Origin of the sequence: Asanoa siamensis (assembly GCF_016862555.1) — a bacterium.
In the GTDB taxonomy this organism is placed as follows: Bacteria; Actinomycetota; Actinomycetes; order Mycobacteriales; family Micromonosporaceae; genus Asanoa; species Asanoa siamensis.
Genome location: NZ_BONE01000010.1, coordinates 72,706 through 87,206, shown reverse-complemented (window position 1 = coordinate 87,206; position 14,501 = coordinate 72,706). Strand labels below are relative to the sequence as shown.

Genomic DNA, 14,501 nt, shown 5'->3' with positions numbered 1-14,501 from the left:
GTTCGCGAGCCGCGGTACGAGCCGCGCGGGCCGCGGACGGACGCCGGGTGGTCCGGGCGCATCGACGCGGTCATGCGACGACCGTGCCCAGGACCGTGCCGTCGGGGGCCGCGACGTGGACCGGGGCGTCGGCGGACAGGTCGCGGACCACCGCGTGGCCGGCGCCGTCCAGGGTGCTCGCCTCGGTGACCACCGCGGCCGCCTCGATCTTGGTGGCCCCGGCCGCCGCCGCGGAGGCGACGGCGAGTTGCAGCGCGGACATCGTCAGCGACGGCAGGGCCACGGTCGCCGCGGCGTAGGTGCGGCCGTCCTGGTCGCGCACTGCGGCGCCCTCCAGGGCACCCACCCGGCCCCGGGCACCGCGCGCGAGGGTGACCAGCTTGGTGTCCTCGGCGTCGAGCGCAGCGGGTGGCCCGATCTCGGGCGACTCAAACATCCGCGTGTTGCCTCTCGTCACTGTCTTCGTTGTCGCTGTCGGGACCGTGGTCGGCCCGGCGGACCAGCACTGTATCGATCCGGTTGCGCCGGCCGACGACCCCCTCGGCCACCATGTGCAACCCGTCGACGGTCGCCTCGGCGCCGGGGATCGGCACCCGGCCCAGCGCCTGGGCCAGCAGGCCGCCGACCGTCTCCACCTCGTCGGTGGGCAGGTCGACGTCGAACAGCTCGCTCAGGTCCTCGACCGGCACCCGCGCGGCGACCCGCACGGAGCCGTCGTCGAGGTGCTCGATCGGCGGGCGCTCGACGTCGTACTCGTCGGTGATCTCACCCACGATCTCCTCGAGGATGTCCTCGATGGTGACCAGGCCGGCGGTGCCGCCGTACTCGTCGACCACGACCACGAGGTGCGTACGCGCGGCCTGCATCTCGGAGAGCAGGTCGTCGACCGGCTTGGACTCGGGCACGAACGTGGCGGAGCGCATGACGTCGGCGACCGGGAGCCCCGCCTCGTCGTCCTGGCCGCGCCGGATCACGTCCTTGAGATAGAGGATGCCGAGCACGTCGTCGACGTTCTCGCCGATCACCGGGATGCGCGAGAAGCCGGAGCGCAGGAACAGCGCCAGCGCCTGGCGGAGGTTCTTGTCGCCCTCTATCCAGACCATGTCGGTGCGCGGCACCATCACCTCGCGGGCGATCGTGTCACCGAGCTCGAACACCGAGTGGATCATCTGGCGCTCGCCGCTCTCCACGACGCCGCGCTGCTCGGCCAGGTCGACCAGCTCGCGCAGCTCCACCTGGGTGGCGAACGGGCCCTCGCGGAAGCCGCGCCCGGGGGTGACCGCGTTGCCGATCAGGATCAGCAGCGAGGCCAGCGGGTTGAGCGCCCGGCCCAGCCAGCGCACCAGGGGCGCGGTGGCGCGGCCCACGGCGTACGCGTTCTGCCGGCCTATCGTCCGGGGCGCCACGCCGACCACGACGAAGCTGACGATCGTCATCGCGCCGGCGGTGACCAGCGCCGCCGACCAGCCGATGCTCCACGTGTCGACCGCGACCAGGGCGACCAGCGTGGTCGCGGTCAGCTCGCAGATCAGCCGCAGGAGCAGCAGCAGGTTGATGTGCCGGACGGCGTCGGACGCCACGATCTGCAGCGTGCGCGCGCCCCGGACGCCCTCGCGGGCCAGCTCGCCGGCCCGGGCCGGGGAGACGGCGCCGAGCGCGGCGTCGGTCATCGCGAAGAACCCGCCGAGGACGACGAGGCCCGCCGCGATCAGCAGGAGCTGGATGTCGGGCAGGCCCGGCGAGATCGCGGCGGCGTCGGCGGCTAAGTGGATCACCGCGCCCGCGCCGCCCGCCAGCCGGTCAGGAGCCGCGACTGCAGCTCGAACATCTCGCGTTCCTCGTCGGGCTCGGCGTGGTCGTAGCCGAGCAGGTGGAGGACCCCGTGCACGGTGAGCAGGTGCAGCTCGTCGGCGGCCGTGTGGCCGGCGGTCACCGCCTGTTTGGCGGCCACCTCCGGGCACAGCACGATGTCGCCGAGCAGGGCCGGCTCGGTGCCGGTGATCTCACCCGGGCCGTGGTCGACGCTGCCCTCGTCCATGGGGAAGGCGAGCACGTCGGTGGGGCCGTCGCCGCCCATCCACCGGTGGTTGAGCTCGGTCATGTAGTCGACGTCGACGAGCAGCACCGACAGCTCGGCGAGCGGGTTGACACCCATCTCGTCCAGGGCGTGACGGGCGACGGCGAGCACCTCGTCGGTGTCGACGGCGACGCCGGACTCGTTGGCGATCTCGATGGACAACACTGCCTCTTTCGGGGAAAAGCTATCGGCGCCGGCTGGTGCGTTGCGCGGCCGCGCCCCGGCCGGGGACCGCGTGCACCCCCTGCGCCTGCAGAGCCTCGCGCTCGGCGTCCCACTTACCGTAGGCGTCGACGATCTCGCCGACCAAACGGTGGCGGACCACGTCGCTGCTGCTCAGCGTCGCGAAGTGGATGTCGTCGAGCCCCTCCAGGATCTCCCGCACGAGGCGGAGGCCACTGGTGGAGCCGCCGGGCAGGTCGACCTGGGTGATGTCGCCCGTGACGACCACCTTGGAGCCGAAGCCGAGCCGGGTGAGGAACATCTTCATCTGCTCGGGCGTCGTGTTCTGCGCCTCGTCGAGGATGATGAACGCGTCGTTGAGCGTGCGACCGCGCATGTAGGCCAGCGGCGCGACCTCGATCGTGCCCGCCGCCATCAGCTTCGGGATCGAGTCGGGGTCGAGCATGTCGTGCAGCGCGTCGTAGAGCGGGCGCAGGTAGGGGTCGATCTTCTCGTAGAGCGTGCCGGGCAGGAAGCCCAACCGCTCCCCCGCCTCGACCGCCGGCCGGGTGAGGATGATCCGGTTGACCTGCTTGGCCTGCAGCGCCTGGACCGCCTTGGCCATGGCCAGGTAGGTCTTGCCGGTGCCGGCGGGCCCGATGCCGAAGACGACCGTGTTCTCGTCGATGGCGTCGACATAGCGCTTCTGGCCCAGCGTCTTGGGGCGGATGGTGCGCCCGCGCCGGGACAGGATGTTGAGCGTCAGCACGTCGGCGGGGCGCTCGACGGTGCCCTGCTCGAGCATGCCGACCGTGCGGCGGACCGCGTCGGGCGTGAGTGTCTCGCCCTTCTGGATCAGCTCGAGAAGCTCGGTGAACAGGCGCTCGGCCTGGGCGTTTTCCGCGGGCGAGCCGGTGATGGTGACCTCGTTGCCGCGGACGTGGACGTCGCTGGCGACCGAGCGTTCGACGAGTCGCAGGATCTCGTCTCCCGCGCCGAGGAGATTGACCATGATCTGCGGGTCAGGCACCGTGATCTTGGTCTGCACCCGGGGCTGGCCGGGGGGTGGAGTGCCGGTCATAAGTCGGACCCGCGGGCCCTGCGCCACCTGCTCTCATCTCGTGCGGACGTAGGCGTCAATCGTATCGGTTGAACGTCGGAGCCACCGCGTCCATTTCTCTGGCTAACCGGTGAACGAGTGCCCCTCGAACGTCTGCTGGTCCCGGGTGAACCGGTAGGTCGCCCAGTGCATGCGCACCACCCGGCCGTCGGCGTCGCGCGTCAACCGGAGCAACTCCCCGACCTCACGACCGGATACGGTACGCAGAATGTCCGGATTGTCGGCCGATGGGCGGAACACCGCCGGCGGCACACTCGGCGCGGCGGCGGCCCCGCGTGAGCGCAGCGTGCCGCCGTGCCAGCTGAACACGTGCTCGAAGCCCTCGCTCCACCACCGGCCCAAGACTGAGCGGTAGGCCTCCGGCGCCGGCTCCCCCGGTGTCCACGGCTCGATCTCCGCCGGGTCGCCGTCGGCGGCGGCGGTCAGCAGCTGGTGCGGCAGGTCCACCGTCTCCAGCGCGGTGCCCGAGGCGCCCAGCACGGCCGCGCCGAACCCGGCGGGCCCGGGCTGCCCGGTCAAGGCCCGCGGACGGCCGTAGACGCCGGCCAGGAAGCCGGGCATCGCGCCGTCGTGGCCGACGTGCACGACCCGGTCGCCGCGCGGCACGAGGATCAGGCCGAGGCCGAACCCCGTGGCCCAGAGGCTCTGGTCGACGGTGGTGACCGGCCAGCGCATCTCGTCGAGCGTCCCGGGCGCGAGCACCGCGGCCGCCGGGTCGACGGCGGCGGGGTCGGCCAGGAACGCCGCCCACTTGGCCATGTCGGCGGCGGTGCTCCAGAGCTGCGCGGCCGGGCCGACGGCGCCGAAGTCCAGCGGCGGCTCCGGGCGGGCCGCGTCCGAGTACGCGTCGACCAGGTAGCCGGTGGTCGCGTGGGCGGGGCGGGCGACCGACGTGCCGGTCAGGCCCAGCGGGCCGAGCACCTCGGCGGCGAGCACCTCGCCCCAGGTGCCGCCGCGCAGCCGGGCCACGGCCTGGCCGAGCAGCGCGACGCCGAGGTTGGAGTAGTGGTAGCGCCGGGCCGGCGGCAGCACGCGCTCGGCCCGCTCCAGCTCGGCGACCAGCTGCGCGGCGTCGGGCGCGACCAGGGTGTCCCACACGTCGCCGTAGGGCTCGCGCTGGATGCCGCTGGTGTGCGAGAGCAGCCGGCGGATCGTCAGCTCGCCGTGCGCGGGCAGGTCGAGGTGGCGGCCGATCGGGTCGTCGAGGTCGAGCAGGCCGGCGTCGCGGGCCCGCATGACCAGCACCGCGGTGAAGGTCTTGGTGACCGAGCCGATCCGGAACGCGGCGTCGGCCTCGGCACCCACCGAGAGGGTCCACAGCGGACGGTCGGCCCGGTGCACCGCGGCGGCCAGCGCCGGGATGCGGGCCTGCGCCTGGGTCTCGCGGACCAGCCGGTCGAGCGCCTTCACTTGCACACCATCGGGCCCAGCGGCTCGCCGCCGAGCACGTGGGCGTGCACGTGGTCGACCTCCTGGCCGCCGTACTCGCCGGTGTTGAAGATCGTCCGGAAGCCGTCCGCGAGCAGACCCTCGGTCTCGGCGACGACGGCCACCGTCTCCAGCAGCTCGCCGGCCAACTCCCGGTCGGCCTGGGCCAGGGTCGCCACGTCGACGTAGTGCTCCTTCGTCACCACGAGCACGTGCACCTCGGCCTTGGGGTTGATGTCGCGGAAGGCCAGCGTGGTGTCGGTCTCGCGGACCACGGTCGCCGGGATGTCCCCGGCCACGATCCGGCAGAAGAGGCAGTCGTTCACGAGGGGATCGTAGTGACGGTCCCATAGGGCATGATGACCCGCGTGGAGCACACAGCGCACCGGGCCGCGATAGAGAGCGCTCTCGCGACCCTCGACCTTGACACCAAAGTCCGCCTTCTCACAGGTCAGGACTACTGGCGGCTGCCGGCGGTGCCGGAGATCGGGCTGGCCGGCCTCACGATGTCGGACGGCCCGATCGGCGTCCGCGGGGTGCGGTGGGCGCCCGACCACCCCTCGGTCGCGCTGCCCAGCCCGACCGCGCTCGCCGCGACCTGGGACCCGTCGCTGTCCCGGCTGGCCGGCCGGGTGCTCGGCCAGGAGTGCCGGGCCCGGGGCATCCACATCCTGCTCGCCCCGACGGTCAACCTGCACCGCAGCCCGCTGGCCGGCCGGCACTTCGAGTGCTACTCCGAGGACCCGCTGCTGACGGCCGAGATCGGCCTCGGGTACGTGGCCGGGCTCCAGTCGCAGGGGGTCGGCGCCCAGGTCAAGCACTATGTCGCCAACGACTCCGAGACCGAGCGGTTCACCGTCGACGTGCGGGTGTCGGAGCGCGCGCTGCGGGAGCTGTACCTCGTGCCGTTCGAGCGGATCGTCGCCGCCGGCGTGTGGAGCCTGATGGCCGCGTACAACGGGGTCAACGGCTCGACCATGACCGAGCACGACGAGCTGGTCAACGGGCTGCTCAAGGGCGAGTGGGGGTTCGACGGCGCGGTCGTCTCCGACTGGACCGCCGCCCGCACCACGGTGCCCGCGGCGACCGGCGGGCTCGACGTCGTGATGCCGGCGTTCGCCGCGCCCTGGGGCGAGAAGCTGGTCGCCGCCGTCCGCGCCGGTGACGTCGCCGAGGAGCTGATCGACGACAAGGTGCGCCGGATCCTGCTGCTCGCCGGCCGCGTCGGCGCCTGGGACCGGGTGCCGCCCGCGGTGGACCCGGCCACGCTGACCGCCGACCTCGACGTCGACGCCGCCGCCCGGGAGATCGCCACCCGCTCGTTCGTGCTGGCCCGCAACGACGGCGTGCTGCCCCTCGACGCCGGCGCGGTGCGGAAGGTCGCCGTGGCCGGCGCCCTCGCCGACGACGCCCGGATCCTCGGCGGCGGCTCGGCCCGGGTGCTGCCGCGGCACATCGTCTCCCCGCTTGCCGGGTTGACCGCCGCGCTGCCCGACGCCGAGGTGGTCTACACGGTCGGCGCCGACCCGCGCCCGGAGCTCGCCGCCGCGACGGGTCTGGAGTGGACCCCGATCACCACGACGCTGCGGGACGCCGCCGGCGACGCGCTCTACGAGTCGTCGATCGACGCCGCGGACGTGCGCTGGATGGGCGACCTGCCGGCCGGCGTCGACCCCGAGGCCGCCGTGACCGTCGAGATCTCGGCGACGTTCACCCCGTCCGTCACGGGCACCCATCAGCTCGCCGCCAACGGGTTCGGCAACCTGGTGCTGCGGGTCGGCGGCGAGACGGTGTTCGAGGAGCAGGTCTACGCGCCCGGCGACGACCCGGTCACCACCGCGTTCCTCACGCCGGTCGAGAACCGGGTCCCGGTCGACGCGGTCGCCGGCAAGCCCGTCGACGTCGTGCTCACCCACCAGATCTACCCGGGCCGGCACGGCTTCGTGACGCTGACCCTGGGCCACGGGCGCCCGGTCGCCGACGACGAGACGCTGCTCGACGAGGCGGCCCGGGCGGCGGCCGAGGCCGACGTCGCGGTCGTGGTCGTCGGCACCACCGAGGAGGTCGAGTCCGAGGGCTTCGACCGCACCACCCTGGCGCTGCCGGGCCGGCAGGACGAGCTCGTCGCCCGCGTCGCGGCGGCCAACCCGCGCACCGTGGTCGTGGTCAACGCCGGTTCGCCGGTGCTGATGCCGTGGGTCGACGACGTCGCGGCCGTGCTGCTGACCTGGTTCCCGGGTCAGGAGGCCGGCGCGGCACTGGCCGACGTGGTGCTCGGCGTGGCCGAGCCGGGCGGGCGGCTGCCGACCACCTGGCCGCGGACGACCGAGGACCTGCCGGTGCTGTCGACCACGCCGACGGACGGGACGCTGGTCTACGCCGAGGACACGCTGATCGGCTACCGGGGCTGGACCGCCGCCCCGCTGTTCCCGTTCGGCCACGGCCTCGGCTACACGACCTGGGCGTACGAGTCGCTCACGGTCGAGGCCGGCGACGCCGTGGTCACGGTCCGGAACACGGGCACGCGGACCGGCCGCGAGGTCGTCCAGGTGTACGTGGGCGCGCGCGACGGATCAGGACCCGTGCGGCCGGCGCGCTGGCTCGCCGGGTTCGCCGGGGTGACCGCGGCGCCGGGCGAGGCCGTGACCGTGCGGATCCCGTTGCCGGAGCGGACGTTCCAGGTCTGGGACGACGGTGGCTGGCGGACGCTGCCGGGCGCCTACCGGGTCGAGGCGTCGGCGTCCGTGACCGACCCGAAGCTCACCGCGACGGTCGATGTGTGACCGAACGTCGATCTTGCCTGGGTCGGCAAATGGCGCACAGTCGTCGTTCGCCCGAACGGGGAAGGCGGACTTGCTGAAGAACGGGTGATGTGGTCTCGTATATGGGACGGCCGGCGCCTTCCCCCGTGGGTGCCGGCCGTCAACCATGTCTATGCCTGTGCGCCGTCCGATGTGGAGCCCCAGCGGCCCAGGCGGGCGCTGAGCACCGACAGCGCGGCCACGCCCGCCGTCGAGGTGCGCAGCACGCTCGACCCCAGCCGCACCGCCATGGCACCGGCGTCCGCGAAGGCGGTCAGCTCCTCCGGCGTGATGCCGCCCTCGGGTCCGACGACCACCAGCACGTCGCCGCGCGCGGGCAGCGGCGCGGTCGCCAGCGGTGTCACCGCCTCTTCGTGCAGCACGAACGCGGCCGCCGCGGCGCGCAGCCGGGTCGCGACGGTCGCCGTCGACGCGTCGGGGTCGCCGCCGACCACCGGGCACCAGGCCCGGCGCGACTGCTTGGCCGCCTCCCGGGCGGTCGAGACCCAGCGCTCGCGGGCCTTGCCGCCGCGCTCGGCGCGCCAGCGGCTCACCGAGCGGGTGGCGGCCCACGGCACGATCTCGTCGACGCCGACCTCGGTCATCGCCTGCACGGCCAGCTCGCCCCGGTCGCCCTTGGCGATGCCCTGGACCACGACGAGGCGCGGGTCGGGCGCCGGCTCGTACGCGCGCGCCCGGATCGTCAGGGTCAGCGCGCTCTTGCCGGCGGCCGTCACGACCGCCTCGGCCGTGCCACCCCGCCCGTCGGCGAGCAACAGCTCCTCGCCGGCACTCAGCCGCTGCACCGTGGCCGCATGGCGACCCTCGGGGCCGTCCAGAACGAACTCCTCGCCTGACGGCAGTGCGTCGACGAGGAAAAGCGGTCGGCTCAATGGCCGTTGAACGCGTCGCGTACCCGGGAGAAGAAGCCGCCCTGCTTCGTCAGCTCGGCCACCTCTTCACCCCGCGACCGGGAGAACTCGCGGAGCACCCGCTCCTGCTCGCCGGTCAGCTTCACCGGCGTGCGCACGTCGAGATGCACGTAGAGGTCGCCCCGCCCGGCACCGCGCAGGTGCGGCACGCCCCGGGCGCGCAGCCGCAGCGTCGAGTTGGGCTGGGTGCCCGGCTTGACGTCGACCGTCTCCTCGCTGTCGAGCGTCTTGATCGTCAGGCGGGTGCCGAGGGCCGCCGCCGTCATCGGCACGGTCACCCGGCAGTGGAGGTCGTCACCCTTGCGGGAGTAGACGTCGTGCGGCCGCTCATGGATCTCGACGTAGAGGTCGCCCGCCGTGCCGCCGCCCGGGCCGACCTCGCCCTGCTGGGCGAGGCGGATCCGCATGCCGTCCTCGACGCCCGCCGGGATCTTGACGGTCAGCGAGCGGCGGGTGCGCACGCGGCCGTCGCCGGCGCAGGTCGCGCAGGGGTGCGGGATGACCGTGCCGTAGCCGCCGCAGACCGTGCACGGGCGCGACGAGACGACCTGGCCGAGGAAGGTGCGCTGGACCGACTGGACCTCGCCGCGGCCGCCGCAGGCCTCGCATGTGGCGAGGTGGGTGCCGGCGGCCGTGCCGGCGCCGGAGCAGGTGGTGCAGAGCACGGCGGTGTCGACCGTGATCGGCGCCTCGACGCCGAACGCGGTCTCCAGCAGGTCGAGCTCGAGCCGCAGGATCGCGTCGGCACCCGGGCGGGTGCGCGGGCGCGGACCGCGGGCACCACCGCCGGCCGCGCCGAAGAACGCGTCCATGATGTCCTGGAACCCGACGAACGGGCCGGCACCGCCCGGGCCACCGCCCGGACCGCCGCCGCCCGGCGCGAGCGGGTCGCCACCGAGGTCGACGATCTGCCGCTTCTGGTCGTCGGAGAGGACCTCGTAGGCCGCGTTGATCTCCTTGAACTTCTCGGCGGCCGCGGGATCGGGGTTGACGTCCGGGTGGTACTGACGCGCCAGCTTGCGGTAGGCGCGCTTGATCTCGTCGTCGCTGGCGTCTCGGGCGACGCCGAGAAGCCCGTAGTAATCCCTGGCCACTGTGTTCTGAGTCCTCATGTCGTCTCGCTTGTGCCGGCCGCCGTGATCAGATCGGGGTCGTTCAGTTCTGTGCCAGCATCTCGCCTACGTAGCGTGCCACGGCGCGCACAGTCGCGATGGTGCCGGGGTAGTCCATCCGGGTGGGTCCGAGCACGCCGAGACCACCGACAATGGTGACGCCCGGGCCGTAACCGGTGCTCACGATCGAGGTCGACCGGAGGTTGTCGAACTCGTTCTCGTCACCGATGCGCACCCGGGTGATCGGCTCCACCTCACCGATCAGCTTGAGCAGGATGACCTCTTCCTCCAGCGCCTCGAGGATCGGCCGCAGCGAACCCTGGAAGTCGAGCAGGCCGCCCCTGGTCAGGTTGGCCGTGCCGGCCAGCGCCACCCGCTCCTCGTGCCGTTCGACCAGCGTCTCCAGCAGCACCGTGGAGAGCGCGACCGTGGCACCGGCCAGCTCCGGCGCCGCCTCGTCGACCAGCGCCTGCACCAGCGGCGGCGTGTCGGCGAGCTTGCTGCCGACGAGCTTCTCGTTGGTGAGCCGGCGCAGCGTGGTGACCTGGGTCTCGTCGATCGGCAACGGCAGCTCCACCAGGCGCTGCTCGACCCGGCCGGTGTTGGCGATCACGACCACCATCAGCCGGGTGGTGGAGATCGGCACCAGCTCCAGGTGGCGGACCGTCGACCGGGACAGGCTCGGATATTGCACGACGGCGACCTGGCGGGTGAGCTGGGCCAGCAGCCGCACGGTGCGGTGCACCACGTCGTCGAGGTCGACCGCGCCGACCAGGAAGCGCTCGATCGCCCGGCGCTCGGCCGGGCTCAGCGGCTTGACGGTCGACAACCGGTCGACGAACAGGCGGTAGCCGCGGTCGGTGGGCACCCGGCCGGCGCTGGTGTGCGGCTGCCGGATGTAGCCCTCCTCCTCGAGGACGGCCATGTCGTTGCGCACCGTGGCGGGCGAGACGCCAAGCTGGTGGCGCTCGACCAGGGACTTGCTGCCCACCGGTTCCTGGGTGGCGACATAGTCCTCGACGATCGCCCGCAGCACGTCGAGCTTGCGGTCATCGAGAGCCATCCGTCACCCCCTCCAGCGCTTTGGCACTCGACTGTAGCGAGTGCCAGTCTACGACGCACCCGTTCACCTGGCGATGATCGCTGTCCGCGCTGATCGCGCTGTCCAGAAAGAGTCAGAACTCGCATCTGGCGCGGGTTGATCGATACCCCTACCGTGACGGGCATGACTGAGCCACCCCGGCCACCCGGCGAGGGTCCCTCCGACCCTAACTACCCGCCGAACCCATACCAGCCCACCTCGGGCCAGCCCACCTCGGGCGGCGGGGCCTACCCGCCCGCCGGTGGCTACCCGCCGCCCGGTGGCGGCTATCCCCCGCAGGGCGGCGGCTACCCGCCCGGCGGCAGCTACCCGCCCGGCCCCGGCTACGGCGCCCCCGCCGGCTTCGCCAACAGCGAGGAGAAGACCTGGGCGCTGATCGCCCACTTCGGCGGCGCGCTGCTCTCGTTCATCAGCACCGGCACCCTCAGCTGGGTCGCGCCGCTGGTCGCCCTGCTGGTCAAGGGCAACACCTCGCCGGCCGTCCGGGCCCACGCCGTCGCCGCGCTCAACTTCCAGATCACCTGGGCGGTCGTCGCGGTCATCGGCTGGGCCACCGCCTGCCTGGCGATCGGTTTCATCATCTTCCCGATCGCGATGCTGATCCAGATCATCTTCGGCATCATCGCCGGCGTGAAGGCCAACGAGGGGCAGCTCTACCGCTACCCGCTCAGCGTCAACGTCATCAAGTAGGTCACCCGAGGAGATCGCGCACGACGGCGTCGGCGAGCAGCCGGCCCCGCAGGGTCAGCGTCGCCGCGCCGTCGTGGATCTCCAGCAGGCCGTCCGCCCGGGCCTTCTCGGCCGCCGTGCGCCCGGCCGGATCGAGCACGTCCAGCGGCAGCCCACCGCGCAGCCGCAGCCGCAGCATCACGTCCTCGGTGTGCCGGTCCTCGGCGGTCAGGACCTCGCGGCCGGCGCCGGGAGACTGGCCCTCCGCGACGCGGTGCGCGTACGCCGCCGGGTGTTTGACGTTCCACCACCGGACGCCGCCGACGTGGCTGTGCGCCCCGGGGCCGATGCCCCACCAGTCGCCGCCGGTCCAGTAGAGCAGGTTGTGCCGGCACCGCCCGGCCGGTGTGGTCGCCCAGTTGGACACCTCGTACCAGGTGAAACCGGCCCCGGTCAACGCCGCCTCGGCGGCCAGGTAGCGGTCGGCGGCCACGTCGTCGGACGGGTACGGCAGCTCGCCGCGGCGGATCCGGGCGGCCAGCCGGGTGCCGTCCTCGACGATCAGGCTGTACGCGCTGACGTGGTCGACCCCCGCCCCGATCGCGGTCGCCAGCGACGCGGCGAAGTCGTCGGCGGTCTCCCCCGGCGTCCCGTAGATCAGGTCCAGGTTGACGTGGTCGAACCCGGCCTCGCGGGCCTCGGTCGCGGCCTGCGCCGCCCGGCCCGGCGAGTGCCGGCGGTCCAGGACGCGCAACACGCCCGGCGCCACCGACTGCATGCCCAGCGAGACGCGGGTGAAGCCGCCCGCCCGCAGCGCCCGCAGGCTGGCCGGCGTCACCGACTCGGGGTTGGCCTCGGTGGTCACCTCGGCGCCCGGCGCGAGCCCCCAGATCTTGTCGATCCCGGCCACGATCCGGGCGAGGTCGTCGGCGGGCAGCAGCGTCGGCGTGCCGCCACCGACGAACACGGTGTCGACCGCCGGAGCGGTGCCGAGCGTGCGGGCCGCCAGCTCGAGCTCGGCCAGCACCGTGTCGGCGTAGCCCTCGGTGCGCCAGCCCGGCAGCTCGCCCGGCGCGTACGTGTTGAAGTCGCAGTAACCGCAGCGCGACGAGCAGAACGGCACGTGCACGTAGACGCCGAAGCCGCGGGCGCCCACGGCGTGGAGGGCGGAGTCCGGGAGCGCGCCGTCCGGCGGCACCGGTTCGCCGTCGGGAAGAGGGCCGGGCATTCGTCTAGTGTGCGCCCCATGACGCTCGTACGGGTCGACGCCGACCGCGGGGTGGCCACCCTCACCCTGGACAGCCCGCACAACCGCAACGCGCTCTCCACGCCGCTGATGACCGAGCTGCTGGACGCCCTGGCGGCGGCCGTGGCCGACCCCACGGTGCGCGTCGTGGTGCTCTCGCACACCGGCCCGGTGTTCTGCTCGGGGGCCGACCTCAAGGAGACCGCGGCCGCGTACGCCTCCGGCCAGGTCCCGGTCGGGATGCTCGGCGACGTGCTGGCCGCCGTGGTCGAGTGCCCGAAGCCGGTGGTGGCCCGGATCGGCGGCCCGGCCCGGGCCGGCGGCCTCGGCCTGATCGCCGCCGCGGACATCGCGATCTGCGCCGCCGAGGCCACGTTCGCGTTCACCGAGGTCCGGCTCGGCGTGATCCCGGCCGTGATCTCGTCGACCGTGCTGCGCCGGCTCTCCCACCGCGCCGCACAGGAGCTCTACCTGACCGGCGAGCTGTTCGACGGGGTGCGGGCGGCCCAGATCGGGCTCGTCACCGCCGCCGTCGGTGTCGAGGAGCTGGACGCGACCGTGCGGTCCTACTGCGCGGCCCTGGTCCGCGGCGCGCCCGCCGCGCTGGCCGGCACCAAGGAGCTGCTCGCCCGGCAGCCGCTCCCGTCGGTCGCGCAGGACGCCGCCGAGCTGGGCGCCAGGTCGGTCGGCTACTTCCTCTCCGAGGAGGGCCGCGAAGGGGTGACCGCCTTCCGCGAGAAGCGCGACCCCAGTTGGATCCCTGGTTGACGCCACATCAGCGCGTTTACGTTTCCCGGTTTCGTACCGCCGTCGTAACCTGTGCCACAACAGGACGTGGAGGTGTCGGTGCGAGGTCGGGGCGTCGTTGTCGGAGTCGTCGCGATCTTCCTGATCGCGGCGTTCGCTGTGTGGCTCAGCTCGCAGGATTTCAAGGCACCCGACATCACGCTGCCGGCCCCCAGCCGGGACTGCACGGTGCGGGCCGGCGACGACAGCCCGCCGGTCACCCTCGACGCCGCCCAGATGGCCAACGCGGCCACGATCACCGCGGTGGGCGTACGCCGGAAGATGCCGGAACGCGCGGTGGTGGTGGCGCTGGCGACGGCGTTCCAGGAGTCGAAGCTCGAGAACCTGCCCGGCGGCGACCGGGACTCGCTCGGGTTGTTCCAGCAGCGGCCGAGCCAGGGCTGGGGCACGCCGGAGCAGATCCGCGACCCCCGCTACGCCGCCGGCAAGTTCTACGCGGGCCTCAAGAAGGTGCGCGGCTGGCAGGACATGCGGGTCACCGACGCGGCGCAGGCCGTGCAGCGGTCGGCGTTCCCGGAGGCCTACGAGAAGTGGGCCGACGAGTCCACGGTGCTGGCGGCGGCGCTGCTCGGGCGCGCGACCGGCGCCGTGGCCTGCACCGTGCCGGGTGAGCCGCTGATGCGGGGCGCGATCGCCTCGACCGCGCTGACCAAGATCCTCAACCTCGACTGGGGCCGGGTCGAGACCGTGCCGGCGGGGGCGGGCTTCGCGGTGGCGGCGGCCGACCAGACGGCGGGCTGGCGCTACGCGCACTGGCTGGTCTCGCACGCGAGCGACCACGGGGTCAAGGCCGTGCGCTATGCCGGGATGGAATGGTCGGCCGACGGGGGTCGCTGGTCCTCCGTGGACGGCGCCGGCAGCGACCGCGTCCAGGCCGAGGTCTTCGACGACGCCTGACGGCGTAAATCACCCGATCGTCCGCGACGCGCCGACTGAGTTTAATCTCACTTTCTGTATGATCTTGCGTCTGTCTTGCGCGGATTTATGGGCATCCACTATCGCTTGCGGTAGCGATCCCCCTCCATATCGTACGGATCGCCCATTC

14 protein-coding genes are annotated in these 14,501 nt (G+C 73.1%); 4 read left to right on the top strand and 10 right to left on the bottom strand.

Annotated features, from left to right (window positions below; all coding sequences use genetic code 11):
• Nucleotides 1-70: 70 nt before the first annotated feature.
• The 6 genes from Asi02nite_RS08920 to Asi02nite_RS08895 form a co-directional block, all read right to left on the bottom strand.
• Nucleotides 71-436 carry a cytidine deaminase-like protein gene (locus Asi02nite_RS08920; protein WP_203711706.1) on the bottom strand — a complete coding sequence of 122 codons (366 nt, stop codon included), beginning with the start codon at nucleotides 434-436 and terminating at the stop codon, nucleotides 71-73.
• Nucleotides 429-1,772 carry a hemolysin family protein gene (locus Asi02nite_RS08915; protein ID WP_373312201.1) on the bottom strand — a complete coding sequence of 448 codons (1,344 nt, stop codon included), beginning with the start codon at nucleotides 1,770-1,772 and terminating at the stop codon, nucleotides 429-431. Before Asi02nite_RS08915 ends, Asi02nite_RS08920 begins: the two co-directional genes overlap by 8 nt.
• On the bottom strand, nucleotides 1,772-2,239 hold the full coding sequence (gene ybeY / locus Asi02nite_RS08910) for an rRNA maturation RNase YbeY (RefSeq protein WP_203711704.1): 468 nt from the start codon (nucleotides 2,237-2,239) through the stop codon (nucleotides 1,772-1,774). Before ybeY ends, Asi02nite_RS08915 begins: the two co-directional genes overlap by 1 nt.
• A 22-nt stretch (nucleotides 2,240-2,261) precedes the next feature.
• Nucleotides 2,262-3,320: a PhoH family protein gene (locus Asi02nite_RS08905; RefSeq protein ID WP_203711703.1), complete on the bottom strand. Its 1,059-nt coding sequence runs from the start codon at nucleotides 3,318-3,320 to the stop codon at nucleotides 2,262-2,264.
• A gap of 102 nt (nucleotides 3,321-3,422) precedes the next feature.
• Complete coding sequence (locus Asi02nite_RS08900; protein ID WP_203711702.1) at nucleotides 3,423-4,769, bottom strand: serine hydrolase domain-containing protein; 1,347 nt, start codon at nucleotides 4,767-4,769, stop codon at nucleotides 3,423-3,425.
• The gene (locus Asi02nite_RS08895) at nucleotides 4,766-5,113 is read right to left on the bottom strand and encodes a histidine triad nucleotide-binding protein (protein WP_203711701.1); all 348 of its coding nucleotides are present in this window, start codon (nucleotides 5,111-5,113) and stop codon (nucleotides 4,766-4,768) included. Before Asi02nite_RS08895 ends, Asi02nite_RS08900 begins: the two co-directional genes overlap by 4 nt.
• A 33-nt stretch (nucleotides 5,114-5,146) precedes the next feature.
• Here Asi02nite_RS08895 and Asi02nite_RS08890 point away from each other — a divergent pair, with 33 nt between their 5' ends.
• Nucleotides 5,147-7,570, top strand: coding sequence for a beta-glucosidase family protein (locus Asi02nite_RS08890; RefSeq protein WP_203711775.1), 2,424 nt, complete (start codon nucleotides 5,147-5,149; stop codon nucleotides 7,568-7,570).
• Nucleotides 7,571-7,719: 149 nt separating this feature from the next.
• Here the strand turns inward: Asi02nite_RS08890 and Asi02nite_RS08885 are convergent, their stop codons facing one another.
• From Asi02nite_RS08885 to hrcA, 3 genes are all read right to left on the bottom strand, one after another.
• Nucleotides 7,720-8,481 carry a 16S rRNA (uracil(1498)-N(3))-methyltransferase gene (locus tag Asi02nite_RS08885; protein ID WP_203711700.1) on the bottom strand — a complete coding sequence of 254 codons (762 nt, stop codon included), beginning with the start codon at nucleotides 8,479-8,481 and terminating at the stop codon, nucleotides 7,720-7,722.
• Nucleotides 8,478-9,614: a molecular chaperone DnaJ gene (dnaJ, locus tag Asi02nite_RS08880; RefSeq protein WP_203711774.1), complete on the bottom strand. Its 1,137-nt coding sequence runs from the start codon at nucleotides 9,612-9,614 to the stop codon at nucleotides 8,478-8,480. Before dnaJ ends, Asi02nite_RS08885 begins: the two co-directional genes overlap by 4 nt.
• 61 nt (nucleotides 9,615-9,675) lie before the next feature.
• On the bottom strand, nucleotides 9,676-10,695 hold the full coding sequence (gene hrcA / locus Asi02nite_RS08875; RefSeq protein ID WP_203711699.1) for a heat-inducible transcriptional repressor HrcA: 1,020 nt from the start codon (nucleotides 10,693-10,695) through the stop codon (nucleotides 9,676-9,678).
• A 162-nt stretch (nucleotides 10,696-10,857) separates the two neighbouring features.
• Here hrcA and Asi02nite_RS08870 point away from each other — a divergent pair, with 162 nt between their 5' ends.
• The gene (locus Asi02nite_RS08870) at nucleotides 10,858-11,424 is read left to right on the top strand and encodes a DUF4870 domain-containing protein (RefSeq protein WP_203711698.1); all 567 of its coding nucleotides are present in this window, start codon (nucleotides 10,858-10,860) and stop codon (nucleotides 11,422-11,424) included.
• A gap of 1 nt (nucleotide 11,425) precedes the next feature.
• Here Asi02nite_RS08870 and hemW read toward each other — a convergent pair whose 3' ends face one another.
• Entirely contained in the window at nucleotides 11,426-12,631 is a 1,206-nt protein-coding gene (hemW, locus tag Asi02nite_RS08865) for a radical SAM family heme chaperone HemW (RefSeq protein WP_203711697.1), read from the bottom strand.
• Between the two features lie 18 nt (nucleotides 12,632-12,649).
• Between hemW and Asi02nite_RS08860 the strand changes: the two genes are divergently transcribed.
• Both Asi02nite_RS08860 and Asi02nite_RS08855 read left to right on the top strand, forming a co-directional pair.
• Nucleotides 12,650-13,417: an enoyl-CoA hydratase family protein gene (locus Asi02nite_RS08860; protein ID WP_203711696.1), complete on the top strand. Its 768-nt coding sequence runs from the start codon at nucleotides 12,650-12,652 to the stop codon at nucleotides 13,415-13,417.
• A gap of 72 nt (nucleotides 13,418-13,489) precedes the next feature.
• A complete protein-coding gene (locus Asi02nite_RS08855) occupies nucleotides 13,490-14,353 on the top strand; it encodes a hypothetical protein (protein WP_373312198.1) in 864 nt (287 codons plus the stop codon).
• The last annotated feature ends 148 nt before the right edge of the window (nucleotides 14,354-14,501 follow it).